The sequence below is a fragment of the Paenibacillus dendritiformis genome, assembly GCF_945605565.1.
GTDB lineage: Bacteria > Bacillota > Bacilli > Paenibacillales > Paenibacillaceae > Paenibacillus_B > Paenibacillus_B dendritiformis_A.
In genome coordinates, this window is record NZ_OX216966.1 from 5,057,231 (window position 1) to 5,072,197 (window position 14,967).

Below are 14,967 nucleotides of genomic sequence, written 5' to 3' on the forward strand. Positions count from 1 at the left end.
AGCCGTTGCTTTGTCATCGCTGGCGGAAAGTCAGTTAGCGGATAGTCAATGGAAGCGGACCATCCGCGCGGCCATTATCCGTCAGCTCCCTTGCTGATCCGGGTTCCAGCCTTGCCTTCCAAGGCGAGATCGGCATTGCGAAGCGACGCGATAATGGCCGTTCCCCCGCTGTCGGCAAAATCGACGGCAGCATTCATTTTCGGTTCCATGCTGCCTTTGCCGAATTGTCCCGCGGACAAATAGCGGGTCGCGTCCTCGATAGAAACCGCGCTAAGGGCTTGCTGCTCCGGTTCGCCGAAGTTAATGAAGACATGTTCCACATCGGTTAGCATAATGAAGGTGTCTGCGCCGATCTCCTTGGCGAGCAGGCTGCCGGTACGGTCCTTATCGATTACCGCATCCACGCCTTCCAGCATCCCGTCCGCTGTCCGTATAACCGGAATGCCTCCCCCGCCCGCCGCGATAACGATGTGGTTCGCATCGAGCAATTCACGCATGACCTTGCTCCCGATAATGCGGCGCGGATGAGGAGAGGGAACGACACGGCGCCAGCCGCGGTCGGAATCCTCCTTCACGGTCCACCCCTTCTCCGCAGCGAGCCGTTCGGCTTCTTCCTTACTGTAGAACGAACCGATGGGCTTAGTGGGACGTCCGAAGGCGTCGTCGTCCGGGGATACCTCCACCGATGTCACAAGACAAACGACCTGCCGCTCGATCCCCTGCCTCGTTAATTCGTTCAGTAACGATTGTTGCATCATATAGCCGATAAATCCCTGGCTCTCGGCGCTGCATACATGCAGCGGCAGCATAGGGACTGAATCCTTGGCCATTTCGTTCTGCAGCAAAATATGCCCCACTTGCGGACCGTTGCCGTGAGTAAGTATAACGCGATAACCTTTGTGAACGATCTTTGCGATAATGGTGCAGCACGTCTGGATATTTTGCAGTTGGGTCTCGTAAGTCGCGGTTTGATTGGCTTGCAAAATCGCGTTGCCGCCGAGCGCAATCAGCACGGTCTTCATCAAGGCGATACCTCCTTTTCTAATTTGGCAATCGTGCAGTAAATGCCCAGAGCGGTATCGATCCCCGACGTGCGGCCCGTGCCGATTAGCGACCACACGGCTCTGGCCACATAGGTTGGCATCTGGCAGCAGAGTGCATTCAGCACCTCCAGTACGCGGCTTCCGAATTGTCCGCTCACAGCGTAATGAAGATACTCCAGGCTCACATCGGTCGTCAGATCCGGATGCTGCGCCAAACGCTCGGCCAGCTTGGACACAATGACAGCAGATACGCGGCCGGCATACAACCCGGCGCCTAAAGCGCCGATCAGAAAGTCGTCGCCTGCCGGCGTCAGCCCCGCACCGTAACCGATAAGTGGCCGAACGGCCCGCCACTGCAGTGACGGATCGCAGCAGCCGAGGTATGTCCGGCATCCAATCAATGCCTGCCCCAATTCAGTCCGAGCGGTGTCTTTGCGCAAAATGTCCATCACCTCAACGGCGCTCATGCCAAATCCCGTGATCCCGGAATACATGGAAAGCAAGGCAGCGAACCGCCGAAAATTGGCGGACCGTATTCTGGGGTCGGCCGGGGAGCGGCTCAGCATGCTGCAGAATACCGAGGCGTTGTCCAGACGCACTGCGACATTCCGTTCGCCCAGCCATAATGCGCCTTCGCGGAACTCCACAGCCATCCTGCCGCCGGGACGAATCCGGCAAGCGATTCGATCGACGGATTCGCGGTCAATATGAACAGCAAAGGGCAAATATCCATTCTGTGCGGTACCTATAAATAAAAGCCGCCGCCCCATTCGAATATTTATTCCGTTGCGAAAGCGGCTATGTACCGTTCCGCGACCGCTTTGCCGGACAAGCCCAGGGATATTCGAACTGTATGCCTCCCCTTGGACGACGAGCATACGTCAGTCTGCAATGCCCATAGCTTCAGCCAGAGCGATCAGCGCCTTCTCGAAGCAAGCGAGCGGCGCATTGACCGTACCGGCCCCTACCTGCCCAATCCCGGGTTCTTTATGGGCGATGCCCGTATTTATGACCGGCGTGATCCCCGTTTCAATCACTTTGCGGATGTCGATACCCAGGCAGATTCCTTGGAAGTTCCATGTAGGGACGGTGAGATTGCTGTTCCGCTCGAAGCAGATTTCCGCCATTTCATTGCTGATGGCCAATGCGTCATCGAATCCGCCGGCGCCGACGAAGCGGGTGACCCCCGGTGCGGCAATCATGGCCATGGCGCCGACCCCGAACGTCTCCGTGATGGCGCTATCCCCGATATCCGGGTTGGCGTCCTCTTGCGAATAGCCCGTAAAGAACAATCCTTTCGGCGTATTGACCGGCGCGGTAAACCATTGATCGCCCAATCCGCTCACCCGTATGCCGAAATCTTTGCCGTTGCGGGTCATGGCGGTGACAATCGTGCCGGCTTGAATGGTGCGCGCGCCATCCATGATTGCCTTGCAGGACGCCATCATCACGTTGAGAAAGAATTGGTCGGTATCCGCTAAAAATTTGATGATCGTTCTTTTGTCCGTCTCGGGCACATCGGTCGCCAATAAGAGCGGCGCCAGTTCTTTGAGAAGCAGCAGAGAGGCTGCAATGTTGCGCTGATGAAATTCGTCACCCATCGTAATCGCCTTGGCGACGACGACATTCAGATTGATGCCCCCGTCGGAAGCTTTCAGCGCTTTGGACATCCCGGGACCGAGGACGTCGCGAATCCAGCGGAGACGGCTGATTACTTCTTCACTATAGGCGCCGAAGCGCAACACCTTGCCGATCCCTTCGTTCAGGTTGCAATAGGCGCGGTTGCCTTCTGAGCGATTCTCTACCACGAGAACAGGCATATTCGCCGATGTAATACCGCCCATCGGACCGACAGCGTTGACGTGGTGACAGGGGACGAATCGGATTTCCCCGCCTTCCAGCATCTTCTTCGCTTCATCCTCCGTCGCGGCCCAACCTTCAAAGAGCAGCGCCCCGATGCAGGAACCTTTCATCGGTCCGGTCATATCCGGCCAATCGATGGGCGGCCCGGCATGAAGCAGCGTACGGCCGTTCAATTCCTCAATAACGGATTTGGCAGGAACAACGTCGATCAGGAACGGCTGTGCGCCGGCTATTTTCTCGACTACCGCCCGGTTGGCTTCGTCAATCGTATTGTACATAGTACGTTCTCCTTACGTGTCGTTATTTTAATTTGGACAAAATATTTGCTAGCTTTTTATTGCCTCCTGCTACCGGACGCCAGTCGAATTGAACGACTTTCCCTTCATACCGGTGGATCGTGTCCGCGAAGCTCGGCAGGCCGAGATTGATCACGCGCGGCTTGCCGGACAACAGCTTGGCCGTCGCTTCCGGCACCTCAGCCGCGTTGGCCGAACTGTGCGGAGTGCCCACAGGCCCAGCGGAATAGGCGGGCATAGACGGCACCGATTTGCCGACAAGATGTAACGCCCGCTTGACAGCCTGCACGTTGCTGTCTTCCACAATGACACCGGCCTCTTCAAGCTTTCGTCTTTGCTCCCCGTAATTTTGCGGATCTTGATCGGTGCCGCAGACGGAGCACACGAAGTAAACGGTTCGTCCTTCCCCGGAAGCCTGCGATCTTGCGTTCCGAATGGAAGGAATCAGTTCCCCGGCCATATCTTCATGGGAACCGTAACCTAAGACGACGTCGAACAAAATCACCGCCGTGTGCGGATCTTTTGCCATATTGCCGATCAATTCCTTGCGAGTGGACGGATCGATCATGGGATGCGGACGGCCTTTCGTGTAGATATCGTCGCCAAGGTCAATAATTTCATGTCCTTGATCTTTGAAGATATAGCCGTCCTCATGCTTCAGCGAAGCCGGAATGCCGAACGCTTCCCGTACGAGCATGGCGGCTTCTGTCGCCAGCGTGCCTCCCGAATACAAGCCTTTAATATAGGACTGTCCGGACTGCAATGCATGGTCCTCTTCCGCGCCCGTCCCTCGTGTGCCGGGGGATGCGGGCGTTTTACCATAGGCCAGCTGAACGGCCATTACCGCCGTGTCCTCCAAAGTGTAAGCATAATGAACGTTGCCTTCCGGCTCCAACGGCTTCTCTCCCGTGAAGATGGCAACGGACGGCTTGGACAGAGACTGCAGGAACGCCGTCACTTTGTTCTTGACCTCAGGGGCGGGAGGCTTCGAAATCACGACGATCAACTCGGTATTCGCATCAGCCTCCAACGCGGCAATGCCGTCCAGCATCGTCAAGGCGCCGATCGACTCGCTCAGGTCGCGGCCGCCGGTCCCGATGGCATGGCTAACCCCACCGCCCAACCGGTCGATAATGGTGGATACCTCCTGAATGCCGGTTCCGGATGCGCCGACGATCCCGATTTTCCCCGTGCTGATTACATTCGCGAAGGCGATCGGAACTCCGGCCAATATCCCTGTCCCGCAGTCGGGTCCCATCACGAGAAGCCCTTTCTCTTTCGCTTTCCGTTTCAGCGCCAGTTCATCCGTTTCGGGCACATTGTCGCTAAAAATAAATACATGGAGCCCTTTGTCCAATGCTTTATGGGCCTCGTCCGCGACATATTCGCCCGGAATAGACAAAAGCGCCAGATTGGCTTCGGGCAGCAGCTGCATGGCCCGGTCCCACGTGCGGACTTTATCATAATCGTTTTTAGCGCCGGCCAACGCTTGATTTTTCAAAAAAGAATCGATTTCATTCAACACTTCCGTCACTTTCTCCGTCTGCTCCGTATCGATTACGATACAGATATCATTGGGCTTGGCCCGGTCCAGCTCCGGTGTATACAAGCCGGTATTACGGAAGATATCCAGGTTGGCGGGGGTGCCCATCATGACCGAGATCCGGTTGATGCCTTCCATGGCGGACAGCTTGTTCGTAAGGAGCATTAAGCTGACCGAGTCCTGATACACGTTTTCTTTAATAATGGTTTTAAGCACGATAATCTCCCTTTCCTGATGCCGACCCGGATCGTTAGGCCGTTCTCGTTCTTGGTTTTTCTTTGGTAAAAATCATCGCAGCCAGACCGATAAACAGCAAAATCATGGCCAGGAAAAAACCGGACCGCATGCTGCCCGTGGTATCCACCAAATACCCCGTAATGTAAGGAGCGAGAATGGAGGAGCTCATTCCGATAAAATTGTACAGTCCGAACGCGGTGCTGTATGCTTCCTTAGGTGCGTTATCCGCTACAAAGGCGACGAGCACAGGGTCCAGCGCCAGCTTGCCGGTTAAGCCATAGACAATTAAGGCGAACATCATCGCTGCGTCGCTTTGTGTGTACACAACCAGATAGATGGACAGAGCGGCGATTGGTACCAAAATATAAACCAGGGGTTTCCGTCTTCCGAACTTGTCCGATAAATACCCGAAGAAAAGTGCTCCGGGAATAGACGCCCATGGAACGAGCGAAGAGATGAAGCCGACATCGCTGCCCTGATAGCCCCGCTCGGTCTGCAAATACTGCGGGAGCCAGGTGAGAATCGCGAAAAATCCGTAGAGCGAGCAGAATACCATGATGAACGTGAGCGAAAGGTTGCGGTTTTTGAACAACGCAAACATGGATGTCTTTTGGGTCTCGCCCTTTTTCGTATCCGCTCCCCGAGCCTCCACATTAAACTTGCGAGGCTTCTCCTTAATCACGAACCAAATCAAGAGAGCGGTGATGATCGTCGGAATGGCCATAATGTAGAACGGGATTCTCCAGTTCCAACCGTGCTCCAGCGTTAAGGTGCTGGCCGTAATATAGCCTAGCGAAATCCCGATCGCTTGCCCGCTGTTAATGACCGCCGTGCCAACCGTACGTACTTTCTCGGGAATCGCTTCGGATGACAACGCGTACTGCGGACCGTAATACGTCCCTTCGCCTATGCCGGTCACGATCCGGGCAAGGAGGAGCATGAAAAAGGAGTTGGCGATCCCGGTAAAAGCGGTAGCTATGCCAAATAGAATATATCCGGGGACAAGAACGTTCTTGCGCCCCAACCGGTCGCCAAGCGTTCCCGCTGGAATCTGCAGAACCGCATAGGCGAGAAAAAACACACTGTTGATCAAACCGAGCTGCGCATTGTTGATACCGAATTCTTTCGCCAAAATAGGCATGATCGGATTGAGTATGGTACGGTCGGCATACATGAATACCCAGCCGAGCGTAAATACGAGAATAACCTTCCAATAGTAAGGCATCCCCGCCTTTGGAGTCGATTTGAACGGTTTCTCCAATGTTTCTTCCATTTGCTAGTTCCCTCATTTCGTTGAGTCGGTAATCATATCATTTGCAGATATCGGAGCGTTATTCCTAATCGCCCTTTTTATGGACTCTCACTCCACATTTTGGAATGGAGCAGGCGCTAGCTATGAAAAGGATTTGAAGAGTAAATAAAAAAATAGCCGGAACCGACGGCAAGGGGATTGCCGAGAGCTCCGGGCTGTTTGCGTGTATGAATCGAAAACGATACACTTTTCAATGGTTAAGGGAGACATTCAAATCATTGGCTTTACCCTCCCGAGTCATGCATGCCGGCTGTTACAACGCTGGGCTCAACTCCAGTAAACTTACTGCTCGGCCGACCATTTCACCGCTTCCGCCTGCAGATCGGACAGCAGCTTGCCGATATCGGTCGGATTGCCGTTCGCGGCCTGGCTGATGAAGCCGTTGATGACCGGAACCATCCGGGTATTGTAGAACGGGTTCGCCTCATCGATCAGATTTTTGCGCGCGATGTCGGCCAGTTCCATCGCCTTCGAGGTATAGACGTCCTTCTCATCGACGAAATCCGCCTTTTTCAAGGTCGGCGTCGCCAACCCGTTCTCATACAAATGTCTCTGCATGTCATAACTGGTGAGGAACTTCATCACTTCCCACGCCGCCTTCTCATCCTGCACGTTCTTCGCCATGACGAACGGATCGACCGCCACCCAGCCTTCTCCGTTCGGCCCCATATTGAGGACCGGAACGAAGCGATCGACCAGCTCCGCCTTGCCCGAGCTGCGGTATTCATTGAAGGCCGCTCCTCCCGACGAATCGATAGCGATCGCGATATTGTTGTCCTCGAGGCCGAAGTTCTCGGCGCCCTGCCCGTTGATGAATGCCTTCGGCGCCAGCGGCGCCGCTTCCTTGAACCATTCCATTACTTTGGCCATCTCCGGGGAATTGAGATTCCATGTCAGATCCCGCAGCTTATCGAGACGGCCTTCCACCCCATTCACATCATAAGCATAGGACAGCGATACGAAGGTCGACTGATTCAAGCTGTTGCCGCTGAACCAGAGCCCATAGTTCTGCTTGCCGGTCTTCGGGTTCATCCCCGTCATTTTCTTCGCCTTCTCCAGAATCTCCTCTGGCGTCGGGTTCGCGGACAGCGGCTCTACGCCCCAATCCTCGAAAATCTGTTTGTCATAGACAACCATCCGCTTGCCGAGAATGACCGGAATGCCGAACTGCTTCATGCCGTCCAGGGAGCGGACGCTGTATGAATTTTTGAAGACGCCCTCCAAATAAATGCCGGGATCGAAGCTGCTGTCGCCGGCGATCAGATCATCGATATCCCGCAGCAGCCCCTGCTGATAAAACTGATTGGCGTAAGCTCCGCCCGTATAGAGGAGATCGACATCGTTGGAGAGCAGCATCGCCTTTTGCTTCGCCAAGGCGTTCTCCCACGGAATCTGGGTCACCTTCAGCTCGATACTCGGATACATCTTCTTGAATGTATCTTGAATGAACGGATTGAACCCGACGGTCTTGCGCCCGGTCAAGGTGTCGACGCCGTTCTCCATCTGCCAGCCGGCAAGCGCGATTCGCACCGTGCCCTTCATGTCCGACACCTTCTCATAATTCTTCGCCGGCGCCCCGCCGGACGAACCGCCTCCGGAACAGGCGCTCAATACGAGCGCCAGCGACAGCGCGAGACAGATCCATACCGATCTCTTCATTTCACCAAGCCTCCCCGATGTGTAATGCGCCGCGCAGACGGTGGTCCGCGCCGCATCGATTCCCTTTTCCATATCAACGCCCTGCCAGAGACATGACGCCCAAGCCGCTTCCCGCACGGCTACTGCTTGATGCCCGTCAATGCGATGCTCTCCACGATATAGCGCTGCAGGAACAGGTAGAGAACAAGCACCGGCAGCAGGCTTACCGTCGTCGCGGCCATAATGATCGCCGGCATCCGGTTCAAGCCTTGGTTGTAGGTGAACATCGCCAGGCCGAGCTGGATCGTATATTTGGCGGCATCGCTCAGGACAAGCAGCGGCCAGAGCAGATCGTTCCACACCCCGAGAAATTGCAAAATGATGATCGTCGCTACAATCGGCGTGCACAGCGGGAAATAGACGCGCCAAAATACGCGCCATTCGTTCGCGCCGTCGATAATCGCCGCCTCCCGCAGCGTGCCCGGCAGCTGATCCATGAATTGCTTCGCCAGGAACGTGCCGAACGCATAGTTCAAGGCCGGCAAATAGAAGGCCCAGTACGTATCGAGCAGGCCCAGATTGTTGAACAGCAAATATTGCGGGATCATCGTCATCTCGAACGGGATCATCATGGTGCTGAGCGCCAGCACGAGCACAACCCCCGCTCCGCGGAAGCGAATCTTCGAGAGCGCGTAGCCGGACAGCAGCGCCGACAGCAGACTGACGGCAATGACGCCGCCCGCCACGAGGATGGAATTAAAAATATACTTGAGCATATCGATATTAAGAAACGCGACTTCGAAGGTGCGGATCGAAAATTCGCGCGGGACAAGCCGTGGCGGGAACGGGATATTCAGTCTGGCCCCCCAATCGAAGCTCGTAATCAGCATCCACAGGAACGGCACGATCATGACAAGCGAGCCGACCGACAGCACCGCGGCGATCAGGGCGCGGCTCGCGCGGCGGCTGCGCCGCATGGACGGGAGCGGATTCACCGGGCCGCCCGGGACCGCCGGATTCCCTATTGATGACATAAGGCTGCCTCCCTTCTAGTGCGTGTTGAACTTCCTCTACTAGTCGGTGTTCAAAAAGGCCGCTTTTCAGCACCGAGAAGGTTGCGTGAACCTGAAGAAGGAGGCGCGCAGTGTAGGAGAAACCTACATGAGCACCGGACTTCAAAGGTGAACGCAAGATTCGATGCCGAGATGCTTCCTGATTGTCTTCGTGATCAAAAGCGGGCTTTTTGAACTTCCTCTTCTAATCGGTGTTCAAAAAGGCCGGTTTTCAGCACCGAGAAGGTTGCGAGAATCTGAAGAAGGAGGCGCACAGTGTAGGAGAAACCTACATGAGCACCGGACTTCGAAGGTGAACGCAAGATTCGATGCCGAGATGCTTCATGATTGTCTTCGTGATCAAAAGCGGGCTTTTTGAACTTCCTCTACTAGTCGACGTCATGACGGCGGTTCGTGCGGAGAATCAACACAGTCAAAATAAGAATGACCAGGAACAGCAAGTACGAGGCGGCCGTGGCCAGCCCCATCTGATGCCCGATGAAGGCGGTTCGGTAAATATACAGAACAGAGGTCATCAGCGTGCCGTCCGGATTGCCGGCCGTGCCGCCGATGAGCCATACATCGGTGAAGCGCTTCATGCCGCCTATCGTTCCCATCACGACCATGAACACGAAGACGGGACGAAGATACGGGATCGTGATATAGAGCCATTTGCGGAAGCCGTTCGCTCCATCGACCTCCGCCGCCTCGTACAAGTCGCGCGGCACGCTCTGCAATGCGGCGAGGAAAATAATCGTGTTGTATCCGAGAGCGCCCCACATGCTCATCAGAACGATGCTGAACCGGGAAAAGGCCGGGTCGGTGAACCAGCCGACCGGTCCCAATCCGACCTGGGCGAGCAGAAAATTAAGCAACCCCTCTTCTCCCGGATAGAACAGGAAGGAGAACAGAATACTTGTCGCTACCGCAGACACGACATTGGGAAGGAAGAAGACGCTCTTGAAAAAGTTTTTGCCCCCCGTCCACGGCAGGCTGTTGATTAAGCTGGCCAGCACAAAGGAGGATACGATGCCAAGGACGACGGACAGCAAACCCATGAACAGCGTGTTGTACAGCGACTGCCAGAACACCGGATCGGTTAATACGTTCCGGTAATTCTGCACTCCATTGAAGCGGCCCTCGATTCCGTTCGTATGCTGGAAGCTCATATAAAGCGCAGCCAGAATCGGATACAACGAGAAGACAAGCACACCGATAAGCATCGGCGCGGCAAATAAATATCCTGTCCTGTCTCTACGGCTCCATTGGCTTCGAGAGGACGGACCCTGGTGACGGGAAGCGGAGTTCGCGTTCAGAGACATGAGAATCACCCCTTGCGTCAATATCGTACGGCAGTTCAAGGCACCCCCTTCCGGGTTCAATCACAGGTTGTTCGCCTCTTCTTGTAAGCGGATACAACAAATTATAGGCAGGACTGAGCCGAGGTGAAATGACACGGATGATCAACTTCCTGGATTATATGGTCAAGGAGGCGCGGATTCGTGCTACCGCTCCGCTCGCGCCCAGGGGAAGCGCCGCGGAACGCCTGCGGCTGCGGGAGGGCGGCCAGACCGGTGATTCCGTAGCCCGCTGCAGTGAATTGATTAGCGATTGCTGGGTTTATGGGGCGATAGAGCGCGGAGCAGGAAGCTGGCATACGGAGCAGCGGGGCATAATCCCGCTGCAGACGGGGGCGTGGTTCATCGTCAAGCCGCAGGTGCAATTCGCGCTGCTCCCTGATGCTGCCGCAGGATGGGTATTGTCCTACTTCTGCTTCGACGGCTCGCGGGCGGAGGAACTGTATCGTTATTATGCGGATGGAGCAGATGCAGACGGCTGCCCGGACCCGATGTTGTGGCCCGCCCGGCATGCTCAGCTCCGCGCGCTGCTGGAGGTCGGTTCGGAATATTTGCTGGATCGGGCCGGACTGCTGTTCGAATTGCTCGTCTTCGATCGGGGAAGCCGGACGGAACGGCGGCCGGCACAAGGGAAGGAGCAGTTGCAGGCCGAGCTGCTGGCGCTGCTCGACGATGCGGTGTATGAACCGCTCGAGGATGAACGGCTGGCAGGCATGGCGAAGATGTCGGTGCCTACGCTTCGCCGCAAAGTCAAAAAATATACCGGCTATACCCTGCATGACTGGGTACACCGGCTGAAGATGGAAGAAGCAAAGCGGCTGCTTCGCGGGAGCGATGCCCCGGTCAAGCATATCGCCGCCTTGCTCCGGTATGAGGATGCCTATTATTTTTCCCGTTTGTTCAAAAAATGGACGGGCCTCTCCCCCCAGCACTACCGAGCTCGGGATTAAGGGCCTTCTCGGGCTCCTGCGCATGCGGATGCCAAGGGACCGGCGCTCATGGAGCGCAGGGACGAAGGCGCTAGGCTTCTTCCGGCATCGTCCGCCATGCCGCTTCCAGCAGCACCTCGAACAGGTCGTCATCTTCCTCCAGCTTGTCGTCCAATGCCACGATCTCTTCCTCGCTGCCGGATGATCCGGCAAAGCTCAGACTGTAATCCCATTCCTTGCCCTTCTTGCTGAACAAGGTCACCTCGTAGGCGGACTGGAACCCTTCCAGCTGAAAGGCCACATGCCCCAAGTAGGATCCGTCCTCATCCTTCTTCATATCTGCCCGTACAATCGTTACGTTCATGTCTCTCTCCCCTTTGTCGTATCGTTCACTTCGCGCTCTCGGATGCTGACGGCGCCGCTCCCGTGGCCGATGATCAACTTGCTCGCCATACTGATGAACAGCCCGTGATCCACGACGCCCGTAATCCGCTTCAGCCCATGCTGCAGCTCTTCCGGCTGCTCGATGCGCCCGAATGCGCAATCTGCGATGAAATTGCCGTTGTCCGTCACGAACGGGCGCCCTTCCTTCTCGCGAAGAACGGGACGGCAGCCGAGCCGGCCAATCTGGCGCATCGTCAGCTCCGCTCCGAACGGGACGATTTCGACCGGAAGCGGAAAGGCGCCGAGCCGATGAACGCACTTGCTGTCGTCCACGATGAGAATCAGCTCGCGGCTCGCGGCAGCGACCAGCTTCTCGCGCAGCAGTGCGCCCCCTCCTCCCTTGATCGCATTCAACCGGCCATCGACTTCGTCGGCCCCGTCAATGGTCACGTCAAGTTCGGTCAGCTTGTCCAGCAGCGGAATGCCGCATTCCCGTGCCAACCGTTCCGTCGCCTCCGAGGTGGCCACCGCTTGGATGCGCAGCCCTTCCGCCACCCGGGCGCCAATCGCATGAATCGCCCAATAGGCCGTGCTGCCGGTGCCGAGTCCCACGGTCATCCCCTCCCGGATGAACTTCACCGCCTCTTCGGCGGCACCTCGCTTCGCTTCCATAGCTTCCGCCCCTTCCTGTCCGCTGCGCCCAGCCGCGCTTGCGGCCGGCACAGCCCGTTGCAGATTCTTCTCTCTCCATTATAGAACGAATTTATCCTCGAATGCCATTCGACGGCCGCCGCGTCAAATCTCCATACATTTATCCCCATCTTATCCATTAATGAAGCGGTTCTATTCGTTCCTTCCGTCTTCTCGTGAAGAAAACGGGAACTCTAGGAAAATACTCCTCTCCAGAAAGCTTGCTTTGGAGTATGAGGTATCATATTCTTGAATAGGATAGTGGCAGAGCAGACATTTTCATAGCATACATTAAAGGAGCCATACGTTGGATGCAGATGTTGAAAGATTTTTTCAAAGGACCGGGCGCGAGAAGGATCGTGACTCTACTCTTTCTTGTCGTCCTGCTATTTTCGGTGAGAAGCATTCTCAATCTTATCTTGCTCACCTTTATTTTAACCTTCCTGATCGACCGGCTTCATACCTTTCTTTATTCTCGTCTCCGGAAGTATGTCAACATCGATTTCCGTGTAACCGTCATTCTTCTCTATGCGGCGCTGTTATCCATTTTGGGGGCGGGAACCTATAACTTTTTGCCCAAGGTCATCACCCAGATCAACCAGTTGGTTCAAATTATTATCCAGTTCTACAAGGAAGCGGATGTCTACGACAATGCAATCATGGACTACATTATGGAGTCGCTGCAGAAGATTGATTTGGCCAGCTACCTGAATCAGGGCTTCGGCTTCCTCGTCAAGTCGATTACGGACATCAGCCAATGGGGAACCCATCTGGTTATCGCGCTCGTGCTAAGCTTGTTCTTCAATCTGGACAAGAAGCGGGTGCATGAGTTCACCAACAAATTCAGAGAAAGCAAGGTCGGTCCGTTCTACAACGAATTGGAGTACTTCGGCAGAAAGTTCCTCTACTCCTTCGGCAAAGTTATCGAAGCGCAATTCCTGATCGCGCTCATCAACAGCATTCTGTCCACGCTGGCCCTGTGGATTATGGGCTTCCCGCAATTGTTCGGGCTGGCGATTATGATCTTCGTGCTCGGTCTTATCCCGGTTATGGGCGTTATCATCTCGCTGATTCCGCTCTGCGCGATCGCCTTCAGCGTCGGCGGGCTGAGCAAGGTCGTCATGGTCATCATTATGATTATCGTCATTCATGCTATTGAATCGTATATTTTGAATCCGAAGCTCATGTCCTCGAAGGTGCATCTGCCGATATTCTATACTTTTGCCATCCTGATCGTATCCGAGCATTTTATGGGCGTGTGGGGGCTGATTCTCGGCATTCCGATCTTCATGTTCCTGCTGGATCTGCTGGAGGTCAACGTGTTCTCCAAGCAGCCGAAAGCGAAGACGGAGCAGGCTCAGGAGAAGCCGAAGGCATGAACAACAGGTCCCTGGTCAGACACGCTCTGTGCGGGGATCATTTTATCCATAGGAAAAGAGGCGATGCCGATGGCTATCTATATCGCTCTGCTGCGAGGCATTAACGTCAGCGGCCATAAGCGGATCAAAATGGCGGAATTAAGGACGATCTTTGCAAAAATGGGGCTGCAGCAGGTGCAGACTTATATCCAGAGCGGGAATGTCCTGTTCGTTACCGAGGAGGAAGAAGCGCCGCTTCGCCAGCGCATCGAGCAGGGCATCCTGGCGGCCCTGGATATGCCGGTCACGGTTATCCTGCGGACCGCATCGGAGCTGGAGCGGCTGATCGCGGATTGCCCTTATCCGGAAGACACGTCCCCGGGCAAGGTGAGCCTGTACGCAGCCTTCATGACCGAAGCACCGGCGGAAGAACAGCTCCGGCGCCTCCCCGGCGGAGAGAATGAACCGGACAAGTTCTCCCCTCACGGGCGGGATATGTATCTCTTGTTCGATCAGAGCATACGGAACTCCAAGCTGGCCAATCAGGTTACTAAGCTGGGCGTTCCGTCAACGACGCGCAACTGGAACACGGTGAAGAAGCTCTCGGCCATGGCGCAAGCGATGACGGAGTGAAAACCCTGCTATCTGAAGCGAAGCTATCGTGAAGAATCCCCTGGCGGCTTGAACCGTCAGGGGATTTGTCCATCCAGCGCATGGAACGCCTCATGTCAAGCCACCGTCAGCTTGTTCCGGCACGCATCCCGGCCTCTGAACCGGCTCGATGCGTACGCCTCGGCAGACCACCTTCCTACCGGTATGTACAGCCTCGATTCCGCATACGTATTGCCGCTGCGCCGGAACTCATAGACGACATCCCTGCCGTTCGGCAGGCCGATATTCGGGAAGGTCAGACATTCCTTGTGCTGCCCGCCCAGCCCCGCGGCGACCGCTTCGAACGGAGACACCCGATACATTCCTCCCTGGAACGAATGGAACGCGAGCTGCTTCGCTTGTTCCGGGGAGTACAACGATTGTGCATAAGGAATACCGGCAAAAAAGCGGCCGTTCATCCCGAGGCCAATGCTATACCTATGCGCTTCCGGCGGAAGCAGACCGGAACCGTGCAGGAAGGGCAAGGTTCGGCATACAAGGCGCATCTCATCCAGCGACTCGCAATATTCCCCTACCAGCATAAATGAAGGCAAACGAACGATACGACTAAACAGCATAGTAATCCCCCTTCAGAGTTCAACTTAGTCGGGCC

14 protein-coding genes are annotated in these 14,967 nt (G+C 55.6%); 3 read left to right on the forward strand and 11 right to left on the reverse strand.

The features are described 5' to 3' along the window. Positions 1-74 precede the first annotated feature (74 nt). From arcC to NNL35_RS22650, 8 genes are all read right to left on the reverse strand, one after another. Positions 75-1,022: a carbamate kinase gene (gene arcC / locus NNL35_RS22615; protein WP_006674879.1), complete on the reverse strand. Its 948-nt coding sequence runs from the start codon at positions 1,020-1,022 to the stop codon at positions 75-77. After that, positions 1,022-1,813, reverse strand: a complete 792-nt coding sequence (locus tag NNL35_RS22620) for an oxamate carbamoyltransferase subunit AllH family protein (RefSeq protein ID WP_254553749.1) — start codon at positions 1,811-1,813, stop codon at positions 1,022-1,024. The genes arcC and NNL35_RS22620 overlap by 1 nt, the downstream gene beginning before the upstream one ends. A 111-nt stretch (positions 1,814-1,924) precedes the next feature. Beyond that, positions 1,925-3,184: a YlbE family protein gene (locus NNL35_RS22625; protein WP_006674881.1), complete on the reverse strand. Its 1,260-nt coding sequence runs from the start codon at positions 3,182-3,184 to the stop codon at positions 1,925-1,927. 22 nt (positions 3,185-3,206) lie between these two features. Then, complete coding sequence (fdrA, locus tag NNL35_RS22630) at positions 3,207-4,961, reverse strand: acyl-CoA synthetase FdrA (RefSeq protein WP_006674882.1); 1,755 nt, start codon at positions 4,959-4,961, stop codon at positions 3,207-3,209. A 34-nt stretch (positions 4,962-4,995) separates the two neighbouring features. Further along, entirely contained in the window at positions 4,996-6,255 is a 1,260-nt protein-coding gene (locus tag NNL35_RS22635; protein WP_006674883.1) for an MFS transporter, read from the reverse strand. A gap of 321 nt (positions 6,256-6,576) precedes the next feature. After that, positions 6,577-7,953, reverse strand: a complete 1,377-nt coding sequence (locus tag NNL35_RS22640) for an extracellular solute-binding protein (protein ID WP_006674884.1) — start codon at positions 7,951-7,953, stop codon at positions 6,577-6,579. Between the two features lie 119 nt (positions 7,954-8,072). Then, positions 8,073-8,909, reverse strand: coding sequence for a carbohydrate ABC transporter permease (locus NNL35_RS22645; protein WP_040729775.1), 837 nt, complete (start codon positions 8,907-8,909; stop codon positions 8,073-8,075). 464 nt (positions 8,910-9,373) lie between these two features. Beyond that, positions 9,374-10,306: a carbohydrate ABC transporter permease gene (locus tag NNL35_RS22650; RefSeq protein ID WP_040729710.1), complete on the reverse strand. Its 933-nt coding sequence runs from the start codon at positions 10,304-10,306 to the stop codon at positions 9,374-9,376. Between the two features lie 128 nt (positions 10,307-10,434). Here NNL35_RS22650 and NNL35_RS22655 point away from each other — a divergent pair, with 128 nt between their 5' ends. Then, on the forward strand, positions 10,435-11,292 hold the full coding sequence (locus NNL35_RS22655) for a helix-turn-helix transcriptional regulator (protein ID WP_083835474.1): 858 nt from the start codon (positions 10,435-10,437) through the stop codon (positions 11,290-11,292). Positions 11,293-11,362: 70 nt separating this feature from the next. Here NNL35_RS22655 and NNL35_RS22660 read toward each other — a convergent pair whose 3' ends face one another. Together NNL35_RS22660 and rpiA are read right to left on the reverse strand one after the other, a co-directional pair. Beyond that, positions 11,363-11,635 (reverse strand): hypothetical protein, encoded by a 273-nt coding sequence (locus tag NNL35_RS22660; protein ID WP_006674888.1) that lies wholly within the window; start codon positions 11,633-11,635, stop codon positions 11,363-11,365. Then, a complete protein-coding gene (gene rpiA / locus NNL35_RS22665) occupies positions 11,632-12,327 on the reverse strand; it encodes a ribose-5-phosphate isomerase RpiA (protein WP_050979353.1) in 696 nt (231 codons plus the stop codon). The genes NNL35_RS22660 and rpiA overlap by 4 nt, the downstream gene beginning before the upstream one ends. 329 nt (positions 12,328-12,656) lie before the next feature. Here rpiA and NNL35_RS22670 point away from each other — a divergent pair, with 329 nt between their 5' ends. Further along, positions 12,657-13,724 carry an AI-2E family transporter gene (locus NNL35_RS22670; RefSeq protein WP_006674890.1) on the forward strand — a complete coding sequence of 356 codons (1,068 nt, stop codon included), beginning with the start codon at positions 12,657-12,659 and terminating at the stop codon, positions 13,722-13,724. A 69-nt stretch (positions 13,725-13,793) separates the two neighbouring features. Continuing rightward, positions 13,794-14,336 (forward strand): DUF1697 domain-containing protein, encoded by a 543-nt coding sequence (locus NNL35_RS22675; protein WP_006674891.1) that lies wholly within the window; start codon positions 13,794-13,796, stop codon positions 14,334-14,336. A 95-nt stretch (positions 14,337-14,431) separates the two neighbouring features. On the opposite strand, the gene NNL35_RS22680 is transcribed toward NNL35_RS22675, so the two are convergent. Continuing rightward, complete coding sequence (locus NNL35_RS22680; protein WP_040729714.1) at positions 14,432-14,932, reverse strand: hypothetical protein; 501 nt, start codon at positions 14,930-14,932, stop codon at positions 14,432-14,434. Positions 14,933-14,967 lie beyond the last annotated feature (35 nt).

Coding starts and splice junctions, on each gene's coding strand:
- arcC (WP_006674879.1), bottom strand. CDS start 1,022: ATGAAGACCGTGCTGATTGCGCTCGGCGGCAACGCGATTTTGCAAGCC.
- NNL35_RS22620 (WP_254553749.1), bottom strand. CDS start 1,813: ATGGGGCGGCGGCTTTTATTTATAGGTACCGCACAGAATGGATATTTG.
- NNL35_RS22625 (WP_006674881.1), bottom strand. CDS start 3,184: ATGTACAATACGATTGACGAAGCCAACCGGGCGGTAGTCGAGAAAATA.
- NNL35_RS22635 (WP_006674883.1), bottom strand. CDS start 6,255: ATGGAAGAAACATTGGAGAAACCGTTCAAATCGACTCCAAAGGCGGGG.
- NNL35_RS22640 (WP_006674884.1), bottom strand. CDS start 7,953: ATGAAGAGATCGGTATGGATCTGTCTCGCGCTGTCGCTGGCGCTCGTA.
- NNL35_RS22645 (WP_040729775.1), bottom strand. CDS start 8,909: ATGCGGCGCAGCCGCCGCGCGAGCCGCGCCCTGATCGCCGCGGTGCTG.
- NNL35_RS22650 (WP_040729710.1), bottom strand. CDS start 10,306: ATGTCTCTGAACGCGAACTCCGCTTCCCGTCACCAGGGTCCGTCCTCT.
- NNL35_RS22655 (WP_083835474.1), top strand. CDS start 10,435: ATGACACGGATGATCAACTTCCTGGATTATATGGTCAAGGAGGCGCGG.
- NNL35_RS22660 (WP_006674888.1), bottom strand. CDS start 11,635: ATGAACGTAACGATTGTACGGGCAGATATGAAGAAGGATGAGGACGGA.
- rpiA (WP_050979353.1), bottom strand. CDS start 12,327: ATGGAAGCGAAGCGAGGTGCCGCCGAAGAGGCGGTGAAGTTCATCCGG.
- NNL35_RS22670 (WP_006674890.1), top strand. CDS start 12,657: ATGCAGATGTTGAAAGATTTTTTCAAAGGACCGGGCGCGAGAAGGATC.
- NNL35_RS22675 (WP_006674891.1), top strand. CDS start 13,794: ATGGCTATCTATATCGCTCTGCTGCGAGGCATTAACGTCAGCGGCCAT.
- NNL35_RS22680 (WP_040729714.1), bottom strand. CDS start 14,932: ATGCTGTTTAGTCGTATCGTTCGTTTGCCTTCATTTATGCTGGTAGGG.